Genomic DNA, 17385 nt, shown 5'->3' with positions numbered 1-17385 from the left:
AATTATGTCTCTGAATGCAGAAACTAAAGCAGCAATCGTTGCAGAATACGCACAAGGCGAAGGCGACACTGGTTCACCAGAAGTTCAAGTAGCTCTACTTACAGCTTCTATCAACCACCTACAAGGTCACTTCAAAGCGCACAAAGGCGATCACCACAGCCGTCGTGGTCTTCTACGCATGGTTTCTCGTCGTCGTAAGCTTCTAGATTACCTAAAAGGTAAAAACCTAGCTCGCTACCAAGACCTAATCAAACGTCTAGGCCTACGTCGCTAATCAGCGACTGCATAGCAGTTTGTCTAAAAAGGGGCTTTATGCCCCTTTTTTGTTGCCTAAATTTAGCCAAATTAGACTTATGCCGTTATAATACTGGCGGCTAAACCTCGTAAGAGGTTTTCTCAAAAGCTCATAGCATTACAGTCAACCACGTCGACCAAAAGGTCGCGACTATTCAAAAGGAATTTCCGAGTTTCTTTTTACTAGTCGCGATTCGTAATGTCTTGAGTGTCAATTAACACATCTAAGATTTCTTTTAGCACTAAAGGAAGATTAGAAACAAGGAATAACAATGTTCGAAAAACCAGTTGTTAAAACGTTCCAGTACGGTAACCACACAGTTACTTTAGAAACTGGCGTTATTGCACGTCAAGCTACAGCAGCAGTTATGGTCACAATGGATGATACGTCTGTATTTGTATCTGTTGTAGGTAAAAAAGAAGCCGTTGCAGGTCAAGACTTCTTCCCACTAACGGTTAACTACCAAGAGCGTACTTACGCTGCAGGTAAAATCCCAGGCGGTTTCTTCAAGCGTGAAGGTCGTCCTTCTGAAGGCGAAACGCTAACAGCTCGTCTAATCGACCGTCCAATCCGTCCGCTATTCCCAGACGCGTTTAAAAACGAAGTTCAGGTTATCGCGACAGTAATGTCTGTAAACCCAGATGTTCAGCCAGATATCGTTACAATGATCGGTACTTCTGCTGCTCTTGCTATCTCTGGCATTCCATTCAACGGCCCTATCGGTGCGGCGCGTGTCGGTCATATCGATGGTCAGCTTGTACTTAACCCTAGCCAAACTGAACTAGAAACTTCTAAGCTTGATCTTGTTGTTGCTGGTACAGAATCAGCCGTACTGATGGTTGAATCAGAAGCGGACAACCTAACTGAAGAAGAAATGCTAGCAGCGGTTGTTTACGGTCATGATCAACAACAAGTTGCTATCAAAGCTATCAACGAATTCAAAGCAGAAGTGGCAACTCCTGCTTGGGATTGGGTTGCTCCTGAAGAAAACACAGCACTTAAAGATAAGATTGCAGAGCTAGCAGAAGCGAAGCTTGTTGAGGCTTACAAAATCACTGAGAAGATGGCTCGTTACGACCGTATCAATGAGATCGCTGCGGAAGTAAATGAAGTTCTTCTTGCTGAAGATCCTGAAGCGGATACAAAAGAAATCCACACTATCTTCCATGATCTAGAGAAAACAGTTGTACGTCGTAGCATCATCGCGGGTAACCCTCGTATCGATGGCCGTGAAAAAGACATGGTTCGTGCACTAGATGTTCGTACTGGTGTTCTTCCTCGTACTCACGGTAGCGCGCTATTCACTCGTGGTGAAACTCAGGCTATCGTGACGGCAACTCTAGGTACTCAGCGTGATGCTCAAATCATTGATGAGCTAACAGGCGAGCGTAAAGATCACTTCCTACTACACTACAACTTCCCTCCATACTGTGTAGGTGAGACTGGTTTTGTAGGTTCTCCTAAGCGTCGTGAAATCGGTCACGGTAAACTGGCTAAACGCGGTATCGCAGCAGTAATGCCTTCTGTTGATGAATTCCCATACACAGTACGTGTTGTATCGGAAATCACTGAATCTAACGGTTCTTCTTCAATGGCTTCTGTATGTGGTACTTCTCTTGCTCTTATGGATGCAGGTGTGCCAATCAAGTCTTCTGTTGCGGGTATCGCAATGGGTCTTGTTAAAGAAGGCGACGACTTCGTTGTTCTTTCTGACATCCTTGGTGACGAAGACCACCTAGGTGACATGGACTTTAAAGTAGCGGGTACTAACACTGGTATCACAGCACTTCAAATGGACATCAAGATCGAAGGTATCACTAAAGAGATCATGCAAATTGCGCTTAACCAAGCTCAAGGTGCACGTAAGCACATCCTATCTGTAATGGATGAAGCTATCTCTGGTGCTCGTGAAGACATCTCTGAATTTGCTCCTCGTATTCACACAATGAAGATCAGCGCAGAGAAGATCAAAGACGTTATCGGTAAAGGTGGTGCAGTTATCCGTGCTCTAACTGAAGAGACTGGTACAACTATTGAAATCGAAGACGACGGTACTATCAAGATTGCTGCAACTGAAGGCACTGCTGCGAAAGAAGCTATCCGCCGTATCGAAGAGATCACTGCTGAAGTTGAAGTTGGCCGTATCTACACGGGTAAAGTTGCACGTCTAGCTGACTTCGGTGCATTCGTAACGGTTCTTCCAGGCAAAGATGGTCTTGTACACATTTCTCAAATCGCAGAAAAACGTGTTGAGAAAGTGTCTGACTACCTAGCTGAAGGCCAAGAAGTTCAAGTTAAAGTTCTTGAAATCGACCGCCAAGGCCGTGTACGTCTAAGCATGAAAGAAGCGGTAGAAAAGCCAGCTGAAGAAGCTGCTGCTGAAGCACCAGCTGCGAAAGACGAGTAAGACAAAATGAGACTTTCAGCCTTTTATTAGATTAAGGGCCTGAAAGCATGTTATAAAAGGGGAGCATTTTCGCTCCCCTTTTTTTGGTTTATTTCGACGCATTAACCTCAAACGAGGTTATCGCCTATATTGCATTAAGAGAAATAAATTTTGAGCGGTCCAAACAGGAGTATCAATTAGTGAAATGGTTTCAAACCGCAAGTTTATGTGTTGCTATCGCGCTGACCGGTTGTGCAAATACTTCTCAGCAATCAGCACAAAAGTGGCTATATCCACCGATGGCGGTGCCACTTCAGCCTAGCGTTCAACAAGAAGTACAAATCGCGCGTTTATCGCAGTTGCTACAACGTCCTGATCTCAGTGATGAAGTACGCGCTAAAATGCATTATGAGCGCGGTAGCTACTACGATAGCGTTGGTTTGCGTGATCTTGCCCGTTTGGACTTTAACCAGTCTTTGCAGTTGAATCCTGCTCAACCGGATATCTTCAATCTTTTGGGGGTGTATTTCACCCAAGTGGGGGAGTTTGACGCGGCTTATGAAGCGTTTGACTCGACCATAGAGTTGGCTCCGGATAATACCTATGCTGAGCGCAACCGTGCGATTGCACTGTATTATGGTGGCCGAATCGATCTCGCTTTAGAAGATATGACCAAGCACTATCAAGAAATGCCAACGGATCCTTTTCGTTCATTATGGCTGTACATCATCGAAGCTGAGCAAAATCCAGAGCAAGCAAAAGCCAATCTTCAACAGCGTTATTTACGAGATCGTAGTGAAGAGTGGGGATGGGTTCTTGTTGCTATCATGCTGCGAGACGTCTCGGACGAAGACGCTCTTAAAGCAATTATGGATGGAACGAGAGAGAACTATCGCCTAGCTGAACGATTGACGGAAACGTATTTCTACCTTGGAAAGCGTAATCAGCTTGAAGGTGACATCGCAAGTGCCATCTCACTTTATAAGCTCGCGATTTCGTTCAACGTTTATGATTATGTTGAGCACCGGTATTCCTTCTTGGAACTGGCACAAATCTACGATCAATTACAGCAAGACAGATTGGCCAAGCTAAAGGCCGCTAAGAAGCAGGAAATTGAATGATTTAGAGCCGCTCGATGAGAGCGGCTTTTTTTATGATTGAACTTGATGAGTGACTCATTTAAAATAGTTAGCCTTGCTAACTAAGTGGTGGTGGATTTTATGGCACTAGAAGAAAGCTTGATTGATTTAGAGCGTTTTTGCGCCAAAGCTTGGCGTGTTTATGCCAAAGAAGATCCGTTATCACATCTAAGCTTTAATGAGTTCGATTATTTACGTGTGATTCAGGTTTACCCTGAGGGTGTACGAATAACCGATCTTGCAGAAGAGTTGCAAGTGACTAAGCCTTCCGCATCGACAATGGTTGTTCGTTTGGAAAAAAAGGGTTTGGTGAAACGCATCGCATGTAATGAGGATGCCCGTGCTAAGCGTGTATTGCTGACAGAAGAAGTCGCAGAAAAAATGTCTTTGGAGCAGGTGGTTTACAAAGATATCTCTGAACAAATGATGCAACAATTAAATCAGCAAGAAGCTGAGCAGTTACAAGCTTTACTGAATAAAGCATTGAGCAATAAGTCATTTTAAACTAAACCAAAGGCCTCCGCTGTACGCATTAGCCTTTGGTGTTTCATTTTTTTTATTTAATTTAACCATTTAGTTAGTCTTGCTAATTAAATGGTTAGCTTTGCTAACTACTGGTGGCAGTCATGCAAAACTCAATTTATAGACAGTTTTGGAAATATACGATTCCAACCGTCGCAGCAATGCTCGTGAACGGTTTATATCAAATAGTTGATGGCATTTTTATTGGCCGTTATGTTGGTGCTGACGGATTAGCAGGGATCAATGTTGCGTGGCCGATCATCGGTTCTATCCTCGGTATAGGGATGATGATTGGGGTGGGGACTGGTGCGCTAACGTCGATTAAGCAAGGAGAAAACGATCATGAGGGCGCGAAGCGTATTTTAACAACCGGATTGGGGTTGTTAGCGATATTGATGCCGGTCGTTGCTACCATATTGTTCTATTTTGCCGATGAATTTATTCGCTGGCAGGGGGCGGAAGGGCGAGTGTTTGAACTCGCGCTGCAATATCTGCATATTCTGATTGTCGCTTGCGTATTTACGCTAGGCTCTATCGCGGTTCCATTTCTTTTACGCAATGACGACAGCCCGAACTTAGCAACGATGCTGATGGTCATCGGTGCTGTCATTAATATTGTATTAGACTACGTATTTATTGCTTGGTTGGGGTGGGAGTTAACCGGAGCGGCCATTGCTACAGCGCTGGCACAATTGGTGGTAACCGTGCTTGGTATTGGTTACTTCTTTACTTCAAAAGCGACCTTACGCCTTCGAATCAGTGACTTTAAGGTTCAAGTTGATGTTGCACCAAAGATTATAATGATCGGTACATCTAGCTTCTTTATGTACGCGTACGGCTCTGTGATGGTGGCAATGCACAACGCATTATTTGCTCAGTACGGAAGTGCAATGTTGATCGGAGCGTACGCCATTTTGGGGTACATCGTGACGGTTTACTATCTGATTGCAGAGGGAATCGCGAACGGTATGCAACCTCTAGTGAGCTTCAATCACGGGGCACGCAACCAGACGAACGTCAGAAAATTACTGCAAGTCGCAATGGGGACATCTGTGCTTGGTGGTGTGGCGTTTGTTGGTTTGATGAACCTTTTCCCGTACGAGTTGGTCTCGGTGTTTAACAATGCTGATCAACAGTTGATTGATAGCACGGTGATCGGGATTCGTTTACACATGTTTGCGTTGTTTCTAGATGGCTTTTTAGTCGTGGCGGCTGCGTACTACCAATCGGTAAACAAAGGCAGCAAAGCCATGTTTGTGACACTCGGCAACATGTTGGTTCAACTGCCGTTTTTGTTCGTTATGCCGAAACTGTTTGGCGTGACAGGCATTTGGCTGGCTTTCCCATTGTCCAATATTGCGCTGAGTTTAGTTGTGGTCAGTATGTTGTGGCGGGACGTGAAAAAGCTGCTAAACGAAACTTCGGCTGAGCCAACAGTGCAAGCCTGTTAACAATGGCTGATAGAGAAAAGCGAGGTTGGGCCTCGCTTTTCTTTTTTGGAGAGCTAAATGTTTTTTACTTCTAAGCCAGCTAGCTGATGCCAATAGCCATTGCATTGGCGGCTTTCAAGTTTTTCAGGGTTGTCGCCGTGCTCGTTTGAGCGAAAATGCTCTAACTCAGAAAGTGTACTCACACCGAGAGGGCTTAAGCGGACCACATCAACCAGCCCTTGCATGCTTGGTAAGTCATTGATCAGGTTATAACAATACCCTGATTGCGTTTGAATGCCGTTAAGGTTAAAGACTTCTTGCCCTTCTTGGCTACTGACCTGGATTCCTGTTGGGTATTTGATACAGCAGGTTTCGCAATCGTCTTTCGCTCGGTTTTCAGCTCGGGCTGTGAAACAGCGAGCGGAATACGCTAAAGGTAAATAACCGTGGCTAAATACCTCAACTTCAAACTTGTTACGAATACCCAGCTCGTCACACTGAACTAAAGTATTGTTTAACCATTCGCGAGAGAGCTCGACAGGTATGCACCAACGCATCATACCTTGCTTCAAAAATAAGTTGAGCGTGTGTGCGTTATAAGTATTGATTGCAGGACCAACGACGAAAGGCACTTTATGCTCTGATGCTAATTGAACCGCCGATACGTCATTAGCCTCAATGGCGAAGTCACCGTTATTGATGTACTTCTTCATGATGTTTACTTCACTCGGTGCTTCCAGTAGCGCCATCGTAGAGATAACGACTTGCTTGCCAGAGGCAGATAAGTCTTTAGCGATTTCCAACCAGTGGGCTGATTTCATTTCTCTGCGTTTAGAGCAAACCGATTCACCCAGGTAAATAATGTCTGCAGAGCTTTGTTTTGCTTGTTGGTAGAAGGCTTCTACATCTTGTTTTGGCCAAAAATAGAGTAGTGGGCCAAGTGCGTATTTCATTGAGTTATCCATCTTAACCTCTACTGCCATTTACGGTGGTAGGCACCTAGGGTGGTTTGCGTTCCTTCCGACACATTTGCGAGCGTCGCATCCCATGCGGCTTCAACTTGGTAAGCTTCTGGGTTGGCTTGGTAGCGATCAATCGCGGCTCGCCATGTTCGAGTGACTTGCTCTACGTAAGCTGGGCTGCGTTGGCGCCCTTCAATTTTTACAGATGCGACATTAGCGGCAAACAGTTCTGGCAGCATCGAAAGGGTGTTCAAACTGGTTGGCTCTTCCAGAGCATGATAGCGTTTTTTCTCACCATCAATTTCTGTTTCAAAACGACCTTTACAGAGCGTGGGGTAGCCTGCGTTTTCTCCTGCGCAGTAGCGGTCAATTAGGATATTGTTTAGACGAGACTCAAGACCTTGATCAGTTTCTTGCCAACGAACGTATTTGGCAGGAGAACAGGCACCCACAGTGTTTGGTGACTCACCCGTCATGTATGATGACAAATAACAACGGCCTTCGGACATAATACAAAGGCTACCAAAAGCAAAGACTTCTAATTCGACATCGCTAGTGATGTTGCGCGAAAGCTGTTTCACCTGATGAATCGATAAGACGCGAGGCAGTACCACACGTTTTACGTTGAAGTTTTGTTTATAAAAATCAATGGCTGCGACGTTGGTCGCTGATGCTTGCACTGAAAGGTGTAGTTCCAGATCGGGATATTTGCGAGATGCATACTCCAGCACGGCAATGTCTGCAACAATCAGCGCATCCACACCCAGTGCCGCTGCATTGTCTACCGCGTTCGTCCAGCGCTCGAATCCATTGGGATGAGCGAAGGTATTCAACGCGACATGAATTTTTTTGTCGCGGTCGTGAACGTATTGCACCGCTTTTTCTAACTTTTTGCCGTTAAAGTTGAGGCCAGCAAAGTGACGGGCGTTGGTATCATCTTTGAAGCCAATGTAGACGGCATCGGCACCGCAATCAATCGCAGTTTTTAACGCAGGCAGGTTACCCGCGGGACACAAGAGTTCCATATGCTCACAATCATTGAGAATAAAAAGGTGTCCGCATTTTATGAAGAATTATGAATAGCGAAATTGACCTAAGTTAGGTTTAGCTCAATAAAGTCGATATTTACCCCTTGAGAGTAAGGGTATTGAGTCAGGGTTAGTTCTTGTGACGACGATTCTGTACAAACAGCTCTTCAATTTCATGTTTTGGCTGCGGGCGATAAAAATGGAATCCTTGAATCGCATTACATTGAAGGTTAGAGAGCAAAGTAGCTTGCTGGTGGGTTTCCACCCCCTCGGCAACGACCGTCAAGTCGAGTGACTTACCCAGATTAATGATGTTTTCAATCACAGTGACCTGTTTGGGTAGTGTGTCGATATCGTTAATAAACGCGCGGTCGATTTTCAGCTCGTCGATAGGGAAGCGCGCTAAGTAGGAAAGGGAAGAGTAACCAGTACCAAAGTCATCGATAGAGAGGGCGAAGCCCAGTTTCTTAATCGCATTCAGCATTTGCAGTGTATGCTCGCTATCACTCATCACGGCACTTTCGGTTAGCTCGAAGGTAATGCAGCTTGGGTCAAGCTCGGTAGTGCGAAGCAACTTTTCCATAAAGTCGATCAGCTGTGGGTTACCAAATTGCTCGGGAGAGAGGTTGATAGCGACACGACCTGGCAGTATGCCTTGTTGTTTCCAACGTTTTACCGTATTGAAAACATCACGCATCACGACGCGTCCAAGGTGTTCGATTAACCCTGCACGCTCGGCGACAGGAATGAATGAACCTGGGCTAATGTAACCTTCGACAGGGTGTTTCCAACGAACGAGCGCTTCGGCACCGTTAATGCTGAAGTCACGCGCGTTAACCTTTGGTTGATACCACACCTCCAAACCGTTCTGCTGCAATGCTTTTTGCAGTTCGATTTCAAGCCACAAACGCATGCGCGCTTCTTTGTTCATCTGGTCGTTAAATTTGATCAAGCGATTTCGGCCACGATCTTTGGCTTCATACATCGCAGTATCGGCATTTTGTAGCAGGATTCTCGCATCTTGCCCGTCTTCAGGGTAACGAACGCTACCAATTGAGCACGCAAGGCGTTTACTGAAGTGGTGCAAGTCGAAAGGCTGGTTGATCAACGAGATAATGCGATCTGACAAAATTTCAGCCATGCGGGTATTTTCTGGTTCTGGCAGAATGACGCCAAACTCATCGCCACCCAAATGACCAATAATCGCTTGATTTGGCAGTAATCGTTTAAGACGGGCCGATACCTCTTGAATCACTTTATCGCCAATGTGGTGACCAAGTGAGTCATTAATGTTTTTGAAGTTATCGATATCCAAATAGAACACCAGAAGCGGCGTTTGCTTTTTGATCAGCTGTTCCAAACGTTTGGTAAAACCAAAGCGGTTGTAGAGTTTGGTGAGCGAATCAATATGTATGTCTTCATTCGATGCAGAAGACAAATTCTTAGGTGTATCGTCAGCGTCTTGGATCAAGATGATTTGAGACTCGCTGCCTAATATCGCCGTGGAATCAGCGTGTAACTGAACTTTTCGTTCAAAGCCACATCTCGCGCTGGTTAAGCAAACAAAAGGCTTGTCAGAAATTAATGTACTCAAACGATGACTAAACACTTTCTTGCTGTTTTCATCGATGAATAAACGGCTGAGCTCTTCGCCTAGCAACTCATGGGGAGAGTTCAGTCCCAGAAGGCGTGCTGATGCAGGGTTGGCAGAGATGATAATGTCATCTTCGATAAGCAGCAGACCGTCAGGCAGTAGTTGTGTTAATTTCGCAAACTTACTTTCGGACTCCTCTAAGGAGCGTACGAGGATCTGCTTTTCTGAAGTATCCACGGCGTGAAAAACGACAAAGCGAATTTCGTTACCTTCAAAAACCGGTGACAGACTAAAGTGCAGGCTGGTTTCAAGGTCGGTTTCATCGAGGGTGATTTCGGCTTCGACATGCGTTCCTTTGAATGCACGCTGATAATAAGGGGCCAGCTTTTTATAAAACTGCTCACCCAGTACCTGGCAATCGTTTAAGCCGATGATTTCCTCATGACTTAAACCTGCGATATCGCAGTAACGGTCACTTACCATTCGATAATTGTGTTTTTTGTCAAGAATAGCAAAGAAGAAAGGGCTATTTGAGGTTAGCGTGGCAAACCAATGTTTTAATTGCTGGGAAGGCATTAGGGTATTACCGATCTCCAATGAGCCAGATTATTCGTCCGTGTATAAAAAGCGACACCCTGATAAGCCTGCGGCGGTCTACTATCAAGTCCAGTATCGCTTGCCATTAAAGGGCTCGCGGTTTTAACTTTACAGTCGACAATCACATGGATACGCTCAGATAACTATAACTTTGAAAATACGGTTGTAAAAGTGTTTATCCACCTGTTCGCATCAATAATACACGTAACTTCAAAAAAAAAAGCGTTAGTGAACAATAATCCACCAATCTAAAATAAGCACTTTATTGATACATAACAGTAATCTCATTGCCACGATTGCTTAATATAGGCAACCTAATGACAAAGTAACGGATAATGAACGTGTTAAACAAGATTCGCAGTCAACTAGTAAAGAACGCAGCTAACATTTTGCGTTCTCCAGTCCAGTTATTACCACAGCCAATTCAGCAAAAAGCATTGCTGGAGGGGCTAAAAATGGTGTTTAAAGAAGCCTTGGAAGATGGTGACTTTGAGTTCCTTGAAGACAAGTGGTTAAAAGTTGCGATTAAAGACTTGAACTTAGCATGGTACATCAGCTATCAAGACGAAAAATTAGTGGTAGCTGAAAAACCAGTTCAGGAAGATGTGAGTTTTAGTGGTAATCTAAACGACCTAGTACTGATTGCTGGTCGTAAAGAAGACCCTGACACACTGTTCTTCCAACGTCGCCTTTCAATTGAAGGCGATACTGAGCTTGGCTTAGAAGTGAAAAACTTAATGGACAGTGTCGACTTAGAGCAGTTACCGAAAGCAATGCAAGTCGCTTTGAATCAATTGGCTGATTTTGTTCAGAAAGGGGTTCAAGCGCCAGCACAACCAACCGGAGTAGCGAATGCTTATTCGAACTGAAGCCCCTGCGGACATTCTTACCATTGACCGCTTATTGAAACACGCCTTCCCGACGGAAGCTGAAGCTAAGCTTGTGATGCGTTTGCGCGAAAACAGCAAATTCACACTTTCCTTAGTCGCGTGTACAGATGAGGGAGAGGTGATAGGCCATGCTTTATTTAGCCCAGTGACCTTAAATGGTGAAGATTTGTCGTGGCAAGGGCTGGCGCCATTGGCTGTTCATGAAGATTACCGTCGCCAAGGCATCGCTGCAGAGTTGATCAAAGAAGGTTTTGATTCACTGCGTGATTTTGGCTATCCAGTGTGTGTGGTGTTGGGCGATCCTGATTATTACGCGCGCCAGGGCTTTCAATCATGCGACGAGATAGGATTCGAATGCGCTTGGGATGTTCCTAAAGGTGCATTTCGTATCGCAGAGTTGGTCGAAGGTCAATGTGCCGGACGCTCCGGACGCATAGATTACGCGCCAGAGTTCTCTGAACTGTAAACGAAAGAAGCCCACTAACTCAGTGGGCTTCTTTCTTAGTTCATTGAAAACTGAGATAGGGAGATTAAGACGACTGGTCACTTTTCTTCTTACCCCAAACCTCTATTTTTGCTTTCTTACTTAGCCCTAAAACATTGAGTTTTCTGCTGCCCCAACTGCTGTAAGTCATTTCAATCTGTTTTAGCTTCGCTTCTTTTGAGCCAGGAAGGCTCCATGCTCGAGTCGATAATCCACTTGTTAGCACACCCATAGAGGTTAGCTTTTTCTCACTACCGTCCGTCATCACGACTTTTAAGTCGTTAATGTCTACCGTGCCCTGCACACATTTCAGTTTAATTTTACTGAAGCTGCGATTTCGGAATAGGCTATTTGGTGTCACGGTATCCGTTTCTGTTTGGAATTTGACGGTTTTCGTTGCAATCAGCTCCCACTCATCGCTGTTATTAGCAAAAACACTCATGCTGGTGGCGGCTACCAGTGCGCAAAGCAGCAGTGTAGGTAAGAATTTCATAATGTACCTCATATGTTATACCTACGGTGTGGCCATTGTCATAGGCAGAACAGTTCAATCATTCCAATGTATTGAGGTGTTCCTTGAAGTCCTTTAGGTATAATCACGATTATTTGTTAGGATTGCCCTCGTTCAAATAGGTGACGGAAAATGTCAATTAACGAGAAACAGTATTTACACGAAATGGGGATCAGCACATGGGAGCTGGTACACCCAGATAGATTGGCAGGTTACCAATCGCCAAAAATCGATTTGCAAAGTTCTTGCAAACTCCTGTTGATCTCTCCGGTATGTCCAGAGAATGAGACGGCAGTTTTGTTTGAAAACATCCTAAAGAGTATGAAGTTAACGCTTGACCAAGCGTTACATATTAAGCCAGAGCGATTTCCATTACTTGGCCAGCACGAGCTTGAGTGGGTTTGGTTTGCAGGATGTGAAGCCGAAGTATTGCCTGACACTAAACCGCTGACATCGCCATTGTTGCAAGATGTGGATGGGAATACCCAACAAAAACGTGCACTTTGGCAACAGATTTGTTCTTACAACAATTCGAGCAAATAAGCATTAATCCCCGTTTTACTGCAATTGGTATTGCACATGAACCCCTAGGTAAATAATGACAACTAAAATCTTACCAATGTGCGCTGAGCACTTAGAGCAAGTTTGGCAAATTGAGCAGCAAGCACACTCGCATCCGTGGGCAGAGTCTTTGGTACGTGATTTATCCAGCCGTGGAGCATGTCATCATGTGATGCTCGATGGCGAGATGGTGATTGGCTACTTTTATGCGCAGAATATTGTCGGTGAAGTTACGTTGCTGAATATTGCTATCGCGCCGCATCTTCAGGGTAAAGGCTATGGTCAAAAACTGTTGGATGCGTTCTTAGAACATTGTGAGCAATCAAAAGCGGAGAGTGCTTGGCTTGAGGTGCGAGAGAGTAATAAGCCTGCTATTTATATTTATGAACAAGCTGGATTCAATGAAGTTGATCGACGTCATAATTATTACCCTGCGAAAACTGGCACGGGAAAAGAAGATGCGATCATCATGAGTTATCTCTTCTTTCACTAACGTTAACGCATCCCATAAGGGAAGTCGCCCCTAAAGCGATCAGTTGCCCCTGAGGCAATAATAAGCGAGAATACCGCGCAATATTGAATCTAAAAAGCGTGTTTGCTTTTCGAGCAAGCATTCAGACATCAAAGAAGACCAGTTTCATGTCAAATACTCCTTTTCTAAGCGAAGTGTCTAAACGTAGAACGTTCGCTATTATTTCTCACCCGGATGCGGGTAAAACCACCATTACTGAAAAAGTCCTTTTATTCGGAAACGCGATTCAAAAAGCAGGTACGGTTAAAGGTCGTGGTAATGCACAGCACGCAAAATCAGACTGGATGGAAATGGAAAAGGAACGTGGTATCTCGGTAACCACGTCTGTGATGCAGTTCCCTTACAATGATTGCCTGGTAAACCTACTTGATACTCCTGGACACGAAGACTTCTCGGAAGATACATATCGTACTCTAACGGCAGTCGACTCGTGTTTGATGGTTATCGATGCAGCGAAAGGTGTCGAGGATCGTACTCGTAAGCTGATGGAAGTAACCCGTCTACGCGATACGCCAATCGTGACCTTCATGAACAAACTTGACCGTGACGTTCGTGATCCAATGGAAGTATTGGACGAAGTAGAAAACGAATTGGGCATGATGTGTGCGCCTATCACGTGGCCAATCGGCTGTGGTAAAGAGTTTAAAGGTGTGTACCACATTCACCGTGATGAAACGATTTTATACGAATCTGGTCACGGTCATGAGATTCAAGAAGTTCGAATCATCAAAGGTCTAGATAACCCAGAGCTTGATGAAAAAGTCGGTGCAGGCCTTGCGGAAAGTGTTCGAGAAGAGCTTGAGCTTGTTATGGGTGCTTGCCCTGAGTTTGATTTGGAAATGTTCTTAACAGGTGACCTGACGCCAGTTTACTTCGGTACCGCATTAGGTAACTTCGGTGTAGACCACATGCTAGACGGTCTAACAGAGTGGGCACCAGCACCGAAAACGCGTCAAGCGGTTGAGCGTGAAGTTGAAGCGACAGAAGAGAAGTTCTCTGGTTTCGTATTCAAGATCCAAGCAAACATGGACCCGAAACACCGTGACCGTATCGCATTCATGCGTATTGTATCGGGTACTTACACGCAGGGTATGAAGATGAACCACGTTCGTCTTGGCAAGCAGGTGAGTATCTCTGATGCTGTAACCTTTATGGCTGGTGACCGTTCACGTGCAGAACACGCTTACGCGGGTGATATCATTGGTCTGCATAACCACGGTACTATCCAGATTGGTGATACCTTTACTCAAGGTGAGTCACTGAAGTTCTCTGGTATTCCGAACTTTGCCCCGGAACTGTTCCGTCGTATTCGCCTGAAAGATCCACTAAAGCAGAAACAGCTACTAAAAGGCTTGGTGCAACTATCAGAAGAAGGTGCGGTACAGGTATTCCGTCCACTACAAAACAACGATCTGATCGTTGGTGCCGTTGGTGTACTTCAGTTCGATGTTGTTGTGGCTCGTTTGAAGTCTGAATATAACGTTGAAGCGATTTATGAAGGCATCAACGTTGCAACTGCGCGTTGGGTTGAGTGTGATGATGCGAAGAAACTGGATGAGTTCCAACGTAAGAACCAAGCAAACTTAGCATTGGATGGTGGTGATAACCTAACGTATATTGCACCAACAATGGTTAACTTAAACTTGGCGAAAGAGCGTTTCCCTGATATTGATTTCCGTGCGACGCGTGAGCACTAATCAAAAAGCGGTTTGGGTAAGCTTTAACGCAAACTAGATTTTAAAACGCCCTTGGCTATAAACTTAGCCAAGGGCGTTTTTTATAAGGATGAGATATGAACTGGTTTAAACGAGGATTGAAGCGTTACGACGACTGGTGCAAGGAGATGGGACTAACGCCCGATCAAAAACGCAGCTGCGTTCCGTATCGAAAAGATCCTGCCCATCAAAATGAAGAGAACAGTGAAGCTCTGCTATTTTCTGATTCTCAGTTTGTCGGTACAGATAAAAAGTCTCAAGATGAAGCTCTTTGATACCCATTGTCACTTTGACTTTGATGTATTCCAAGGTGACTTTGCACATCAACTTCAGCTAGCTCAAACGCAAGGAGTGACAAGAATTCTGATTCCTTCAGTGGGACCTCAAAACTGGGCTCGTATTCAAACCTTGGCAGATCAACATGCCAGTTTGTATTATGCCCTTGGGTTTCATCCGTATTTTCTTGAAGATAGCGTCGAGCAGCACTTTGCTGAATTGGAACATTATCTAAAACAAAATGCTCCCCAGTGCGTGGCAATAGGAGAGTGTGGGCTAGATTTTGCCATTGATGTTGACCCACAGTTGCAAGAAGAGACACTTGAAGTTCAATTTGAACTGGCTAGACGCTTCGAACTCCCAGTTATTTTACATAGCCGAAAAGCGCACAATCGCCTTATTCAAATGGTTAAAGCGGCGAAGCTCCCTCGGGGCGGTGTGCTACATGCTTTCTCTGGGAGTTATCAGCAAGCAATGGAGTGGGTCAAATTAGGTTTTTTTATCGGTGTAGGAGGAACCATCACCTACCTAAGAGCGAAGAAAACGCGCGACGCAATTCAAAAATTACCACTCAAACATCTCGTGATCGAAACAGATGCACCGGATATGCCTATACTTGGATATCAAGGGGAGTCGAATCACCCAGCCAAACTCATTCACGTCTTTAATGAGCTCGTAGAGTTGCATAAAGGCTCAAAGCAATCGATTGCCTCTCAGTTATGGGAAAATAGCAATTTTGCTTTCTCGATATGTGAATAAAATCTAAAGATGTGGTTTGAAATAGAAAACGTTTTCCTGCTTATTGTGAATTAACTCACAAAGCTGGCTGAATCAATCATGAATCTTATAGGAAAGTGTGAGGCTGGCATTACTTTAATTGATTCTGCATGAGTATAATTGCTCCCGCTTTATAGCTCCATTTTGTTACACGCCAATAAATAACTTATAAGGAAGTCATAAACTATGAGCCTGTTTATGAGCCTAATCGGTATGGTAGTGCTTCTTGCGATTGCAGTGGCATTTTCTAATAACCGAAAAGCTATCAATCTAAGAACTGTGGGTGGCGCATTCGCTATCCAATTCGCATTAGGTGCATTTGTTCTGTATGTACCTTGGGGCCGTGATCTACTAAACGGTTTCTCTTCAGGTGTTTCTAACGTTATCAACTACGGTAACGATGGTTCATCATTCCTGTTCGGTGGTCTTGTTTCTGACAAGATGTTCGAAGTATTCGGCGGCGGCGGTTTCATCTTCGCATTCCGTGTTCTTCCTACACTGATCTTCTTCTCTGCACTGATTTCAGTTCTTTACTACATTGGCGTTATGCAATGGGTTATCAAGATTCTTGGTGGCGCACTACAAAAAGCGCTGGGCACTTCACGTGCGGAATCAATGTCAGCAGCAGCAAACATTTTCGTAGGTCAAACAGAAGCACCTCTAGTTGTTCGTCCATTCGTTCCAAAAATGACTCAATCAGAGCTATTCGCGGTAATGTGTGGTGGTCTAGCTTCTGTTGCTGGTGGTGTACTAGCGGGCTACGCTTCAATGGGTGTTCCACTAGAGTACCTAGTAGCAGCATCATTCATGGCGGCACCTGGTGGTCTACTATTCGCTAAAATCCTTCACCCAGAGACTGACCAGCCTCACGAAAGTATCGAAGAAGCGATGGACGGCGGCGACGACAAACCAGTAAACGTAATCGACGCAGCAGCGGGCGGTGCGGCTTCTGGTCTACAACTTGCGCTTAACGTAGGTGCGATGCTAATCGCATTCGTTGGTCTAATCGCGCTGATCAACGGTATGCTAGGTGGCATCGGTGGTTGGTTCGGCATGCCAGAACTAACGCTAGAGCTAATCCTAGGTTACGCATTCTCTCCACTAGCATTCCTAATCGGTGTTCCATGGGCTGAAGCAGTAACTGCTGGTTCATTCATCGGTCAGAAAATCGTAGTGAACGAATTCGTTGCTTACTTGAACTTCACACCATATCTAGGTGAAAACGCTCAAGTAATCGCGGCAACTGGTGAAGTAATGTCTGAGAAGACAACAGCTATCATCTCATTCGCACTATGTGGTTTCGCGAACCTTTCTTCTATCGCGATTCTACTTGGTGGTCTAGGTAGCCTTGCACCAAGCCGTCGTAGTGACATCGCTCGCATGGGTATCAAAGCTGTTCTTGCAGGTACGTTGTCCAACCTTATGGCAGCGACAATTGCAGGCTTCTGCTTAAGCCTTGCAGCACTATAATTAGAATCGGTTCTTAATATATAGACGCCGTTTTACATCATGCCCTGTAGCAAGAGATTGCTGCGGGGCATTTTTCGTTTTTCGGGCTCTAAAGTCTCACCGGGTGCCGGACTCAGTCTATGAGTTACGCAGCCGATGAAATAGGGGCTAGGAAATTTTGAGATACAAACCGTTTGCGCTCTATTTGGTGCTACAGTTTTGCGGTGAAACTCTATA

Annotated in this window: 17 protein-coding genes; 13 read left to right on the top strand and 4 right to left on the bottom strand. The window is 44.9% G+C overall.

The window, feature by feature from the left end:
• Positions 1–4: 4 nt before the first annotated feature.
• The 5 genes from rpsO (at position 5) to LIX84_RS08550 (ending at position 5793) form a co-directional block, all read left to right on the top strand.
• Complete coding sequence (gene rpsO, locus LIX84_RS08570) at positions 5–274, top strand: 30S ribosomal protein S15 (RefSeq protein WP_005380094.1); 270 nt, start codon at positions 5–7, stop codon at positions 272–274.
• A 292-nt stretch (positions 275–566) separates the two neighbouring features.
• Positions 567–2702, top strand: coding sequence for a polyribonucleotide nucleotidyltransferase (gene pnp / locus LIX84_RS08565; RefSeq protein WP_005394655.1), 2136 nt, complete (start codon positions 567–569; stop codon positions 2700–2702).
• Between the two features lie 179 nt (positions 2703–2881).
• Positions 2882–3802 carry a lipoprotein NlpI gene (nlpI, locus tag LIX84_RS08560; protein ID WP_012841449.1) on the top strand — a complete coding sequence of 307 codons (921 nt, stop codon included), beginning with the start codon at positions 2882–2884 and terminating at the stop codon, positions 3800–3802.
• A 99-nt stretch (positions 3803–3901) separates the two neighbouring features.
• Positions 3902–4324, top strand: coding sequence for a MarR family winged helix-turn-helix transcriptional regulator (locus tag LIX84_RS08555; RefSeq protein ID WP_005394653.1), 423 nt, complete (start codon positions 3902–3904; stop codon positions 4322–4324).
• Positions 4325–4446: 122 nt separating this feature from the next.
• The gene (locus LIX84_RS08550; RefSeq protein WP_226421096.1) at positions 4447–5793 is read left to right on the top strand and encodes an MATE family efflux transporter; all 1347 of its coding nucleotides are present in this window, start codon (positions 4447–4449) and stop codon (positions 5791–5793) included.
• Positions 5794–5846: 53 nt separating this feature from the next.
• Here LIX84_RS08550 and LIX84_RS08545 read toward each other — a convergent pair whose 3' ends face one another.
• The 3 genes from LIX84_RS08545 to LIX84_RS08535 all read right to left on the bottom strand — a co-directional run bounded on the left by LIX84_RS08545 (position 5847) and on the right by LIX84_RS08535 (position 9932).
• A complete protein-coding gene (locus LIX84_RS08545) occupies positions 5847–6725 on the bottom strand; it encodes a U32 family peptidase (RefSeq protein ID WP_226421095.1) in 879 nt (292 codons plus the stop codon).
• A gap of 20 nt (positions 6726–6745) precedes the next feature.
• Positions 6746–7759, bottom strand: coding sequence for a ubiquinone anaerobic biosynthesis protein UbiU (gene ubiU / locus LIX84_RS08540; protein ID WP_139060318.1), 1014 nt, complete (start codon positions 7757–7759; stop codon positions 6746–6748).
• Positions 7760–7892: 133 nt separating this feature from the next.
• The gene (locus LIX84_RS08535) at positions 7893–9932 is read right to left on the bottom strand and encodes a sensor domain-containing protein (protein WP_047008947.1); all 2040 of its coding nucleotides are present in this window, start codon (positions 9930–9932) and stop codon (positions 7893–7895) included.
• 362 nt (positions 9933–10294) lie between these two features.
• On the opposite strand from LIX84_RS08535, the gene ubiT reads away from it, so the two are divergent.
• A complete protein-coding gene (ubiT, locus tag LIX84_RS08530) occupies positions 10295–10822 on the top strand; it encodes a ubiquinone anaerobic biosynthesis accessory factor UbiT (RefSeq protein ID WP_005394645.1) in 528 nt (175 codons plus the stop codon).
• A complete protein-coding gene (locus LIX84_RS08525) occupies positions 10806–11309 on the top strand; it encodes a GNAT family N-acetyltransferase (protein ID WP_226421094.1) in 504 nt (167 codons plus the stop codon). The genes ubiT and LIX84_RS08525 overlap by 17 nt, the downstream gene beginning before the upstream one ends.
• 64 nt (positions 11310–11373) lie before the next feature.
• On the opposite strand, the gene LIX84_RS08520 is transcribed toward LIX84_RS08525, so the two are convergent.
• The gene (locus LIX84_RS08520) at positions 11374–11820 is read right to left on the bottom strand and encodes a hypothetical protein (protein ID WP_203343384.1); all 447 of its coding nucleotides are present in this window, start codon (positions 11818–11820) and stop codon (positions 11374–11376) included.
• 150 nt (positions 11821–11970) lie between these two features.
• Here LIX84_RS08520 and LIX84_RS08515 point away from each other — a divergent pair, with 150 nt between their 5' ends.
• The 6 genes from LIX84_RS08515 (at position 11971) to LIX84_RS08490 (ending at position 17169) form a co-directional block, all read left to right on the top strand.
• Positions 11971–12381 (top strand): DNA polymerase III subunit psi, encoded by a 411-nt coding sequence (locus LIX84_RS08515; protein WP_203343383.1) that lies wholly within the window; start codon positions 11971–11973, stop codon positions 12379–12381.
• A gap of 55 nt (positions 12382–12436) precedes the next feature.
• Entirely contained in the window at positions 12437–12892 is a 456-nt protein-coding gene (gene rimI, locus LIX84_RS08510; protein ID WP_226421093.1) for a ribosomal protein S18-alanine N-acetyltransferase, read from the top strand.
• Positions 12893–13038: 146 nt separating this feature from the next.
• Complete coding sequence (prfC, locus tag LIX84_RS08505) at positions 13039–14628, top strand: peptide chain release factor 3 (RefSeq protein ID WP_012841453.1); 1590 nt, start codon at positions 13039–13041, stop codon at positions 14626–14628.
• Between the two features lie 95 nt (positions 14629–14723).
• Positions 14724–14921 carry a DUF5363 family protein gene (locus LIX84_RS08500; protein ID WP_046875042.1) on the top strand — a complete coding sequence of 66 codons (198 nt, stop codon included), beginning with the start codon at positions 14724–14726 and terminating at the stop codon, positions 14919–14921.
• Positions 14908–15681 carry a TatD family hydrolase gene (locus LIX84_RS08495; protein WP_226421092.1) on the top strand — a complete coding sequence of 258 codons (774 nt, stop codon included), beginning with the start codon at positions 14908–14910 and terminating at the stop codon, positions 15679–15681. The genes LIX84_RS08500 and LIX84_RS08495 overlap by 14 nt, the downstream gene beginning before the upstream one ends.
• Before the next feature lie 204 nt (positions 15682–15885).
• On the top strand, positions 15886–17169 hold the full coding sequence (locus tag LIX84_RS08490) for a NupC/NupG family nucleoside CNT transporter (protein ID WP_226421091.1): 1284 nt from the start codon (positions 15886–15888) through the stop codon (positions 17167–17169).
• Positions 17170–17385 lie beyond the last annotated feature (216 nt).

Source organism: Vibrio sp. E14 (assembly GCF_020515785.1).
GTDB lineage: Bacteria > Pseudomonadota > Gammaproteobacteria > Enterobacterales > Vibrionaceae > Vibrio > Vibrio diabolicus.
The sequence above is the reverse complement of the archived record's forward strand: the minus strand, read 5'-3'. Positions and strand labels throughout refer to the sequence as shown.

Excerpts from the sequence above, each read along its gene's own strand:
- LIX84_RS08520 (WP_203343384.1), bottom strand. The coding sequence starts at position 11,820 with ATGAAATTCTTACCTACACTGCTGCTTTGCGCACTGGTAGCCGCCACC.
- LIX84_RS08555 (WP_005394653.1), top strand. The coding sequence starts at position 3,902 with ATGGCACTAGAAGAAAGCTTGATTGATTTAGAGCGTTTTTGCGCCAAA.
- ubiU (WP_139060318.1), bottom strand. The coding sequence starts at position 7,759 with ATGGAACTCTTGTGTCCCGCGGGTAACCTGCCTGCGTTAAAAACTGCG.
- LIX84_RS08535 (WP_047008947.1), bottom strand. The coding sequence starts at position 9,932 with ATGCCTTCCCAGCAATTAAAACATTGGTTTGCCACGCTAACCTCAAAT.
- LIX84_RS08490 (WP_226421091.1), top strand. The coding sequence starts at position 15,886 with ATGAGCCTGTTTATGAGCCTAATCGGTATGGTAGTGCTTCTTGCGATT.
- rpsO (WP_005380094.1), top strand. The coding sequence starts at position 5 with ATGTCTCTGAATGCAGAAACTAAAGCAGCAATCGTTGCAGAATACGCA.
- LIX84_RS08545 (WP_226421095.1), bottom strand. The coding sequence starts at position 6,725 with ATGAAATACGCACTTGGCCCACTACTCTATTTTTGGCCAAAACAAGAT.
- prfC (WP_012841453.1), top strand. The coding sequence starts at position 13,039 with ATGTCAAATACTCCTTTTCTAAGCGAAGTGTCTAAACGTAGAACGTTC.
- LIX84_RS08525 (WP_226421094.1), top strand. The coding sequence starts at position 10,806 with ATGCTTATTCGAACTGAAGCCCCTGCGGACATTCTTACCATTGACCGC.
- LIX84_RS08515 (WP_203343383.1), top strand. The coding sequence starts at position 11,971 with ATGTCAATTAACGAGAAACAGTATTTACACGAAATGGGGATCAGCACA.
- LIX84_RS08495 (WP_226421092.1), top strand. The coding sequence starts at position 14,908 with ATGAAGCTCTTTGATACCCATTGTCACTTTGACTTTGATGTATTCCAA.
- LIX84_RS08550 (WP_226421096.1), top strand. The coding sequence starts at position 4,447 with ATGCAAAACTCAATTTATAGACAGTTTTGGAAATATACGATTCCAACC.
- rimI (WP_226421093.1), top strand. The coding sequence starts at position 12,437 with ATGACAACTAAAATCTTACCAATGTGCGCTGAGCACTTAGAGCAAGTT.
- pnp (WP_005394655.1), top strand. The coding sequence starts at position 567 with ATGTTCGAAAAACCAGTTGTTAAAACGTTCCAGTACGGTAACCACACA.
- LIX84_RS08500 (WP_046875042.1), top strand. The coding sequence starts at position 14,724 with ATGAACTGGTTTAAACGAGGATTGAAGCGTTACGACGACTGGTGCAAG.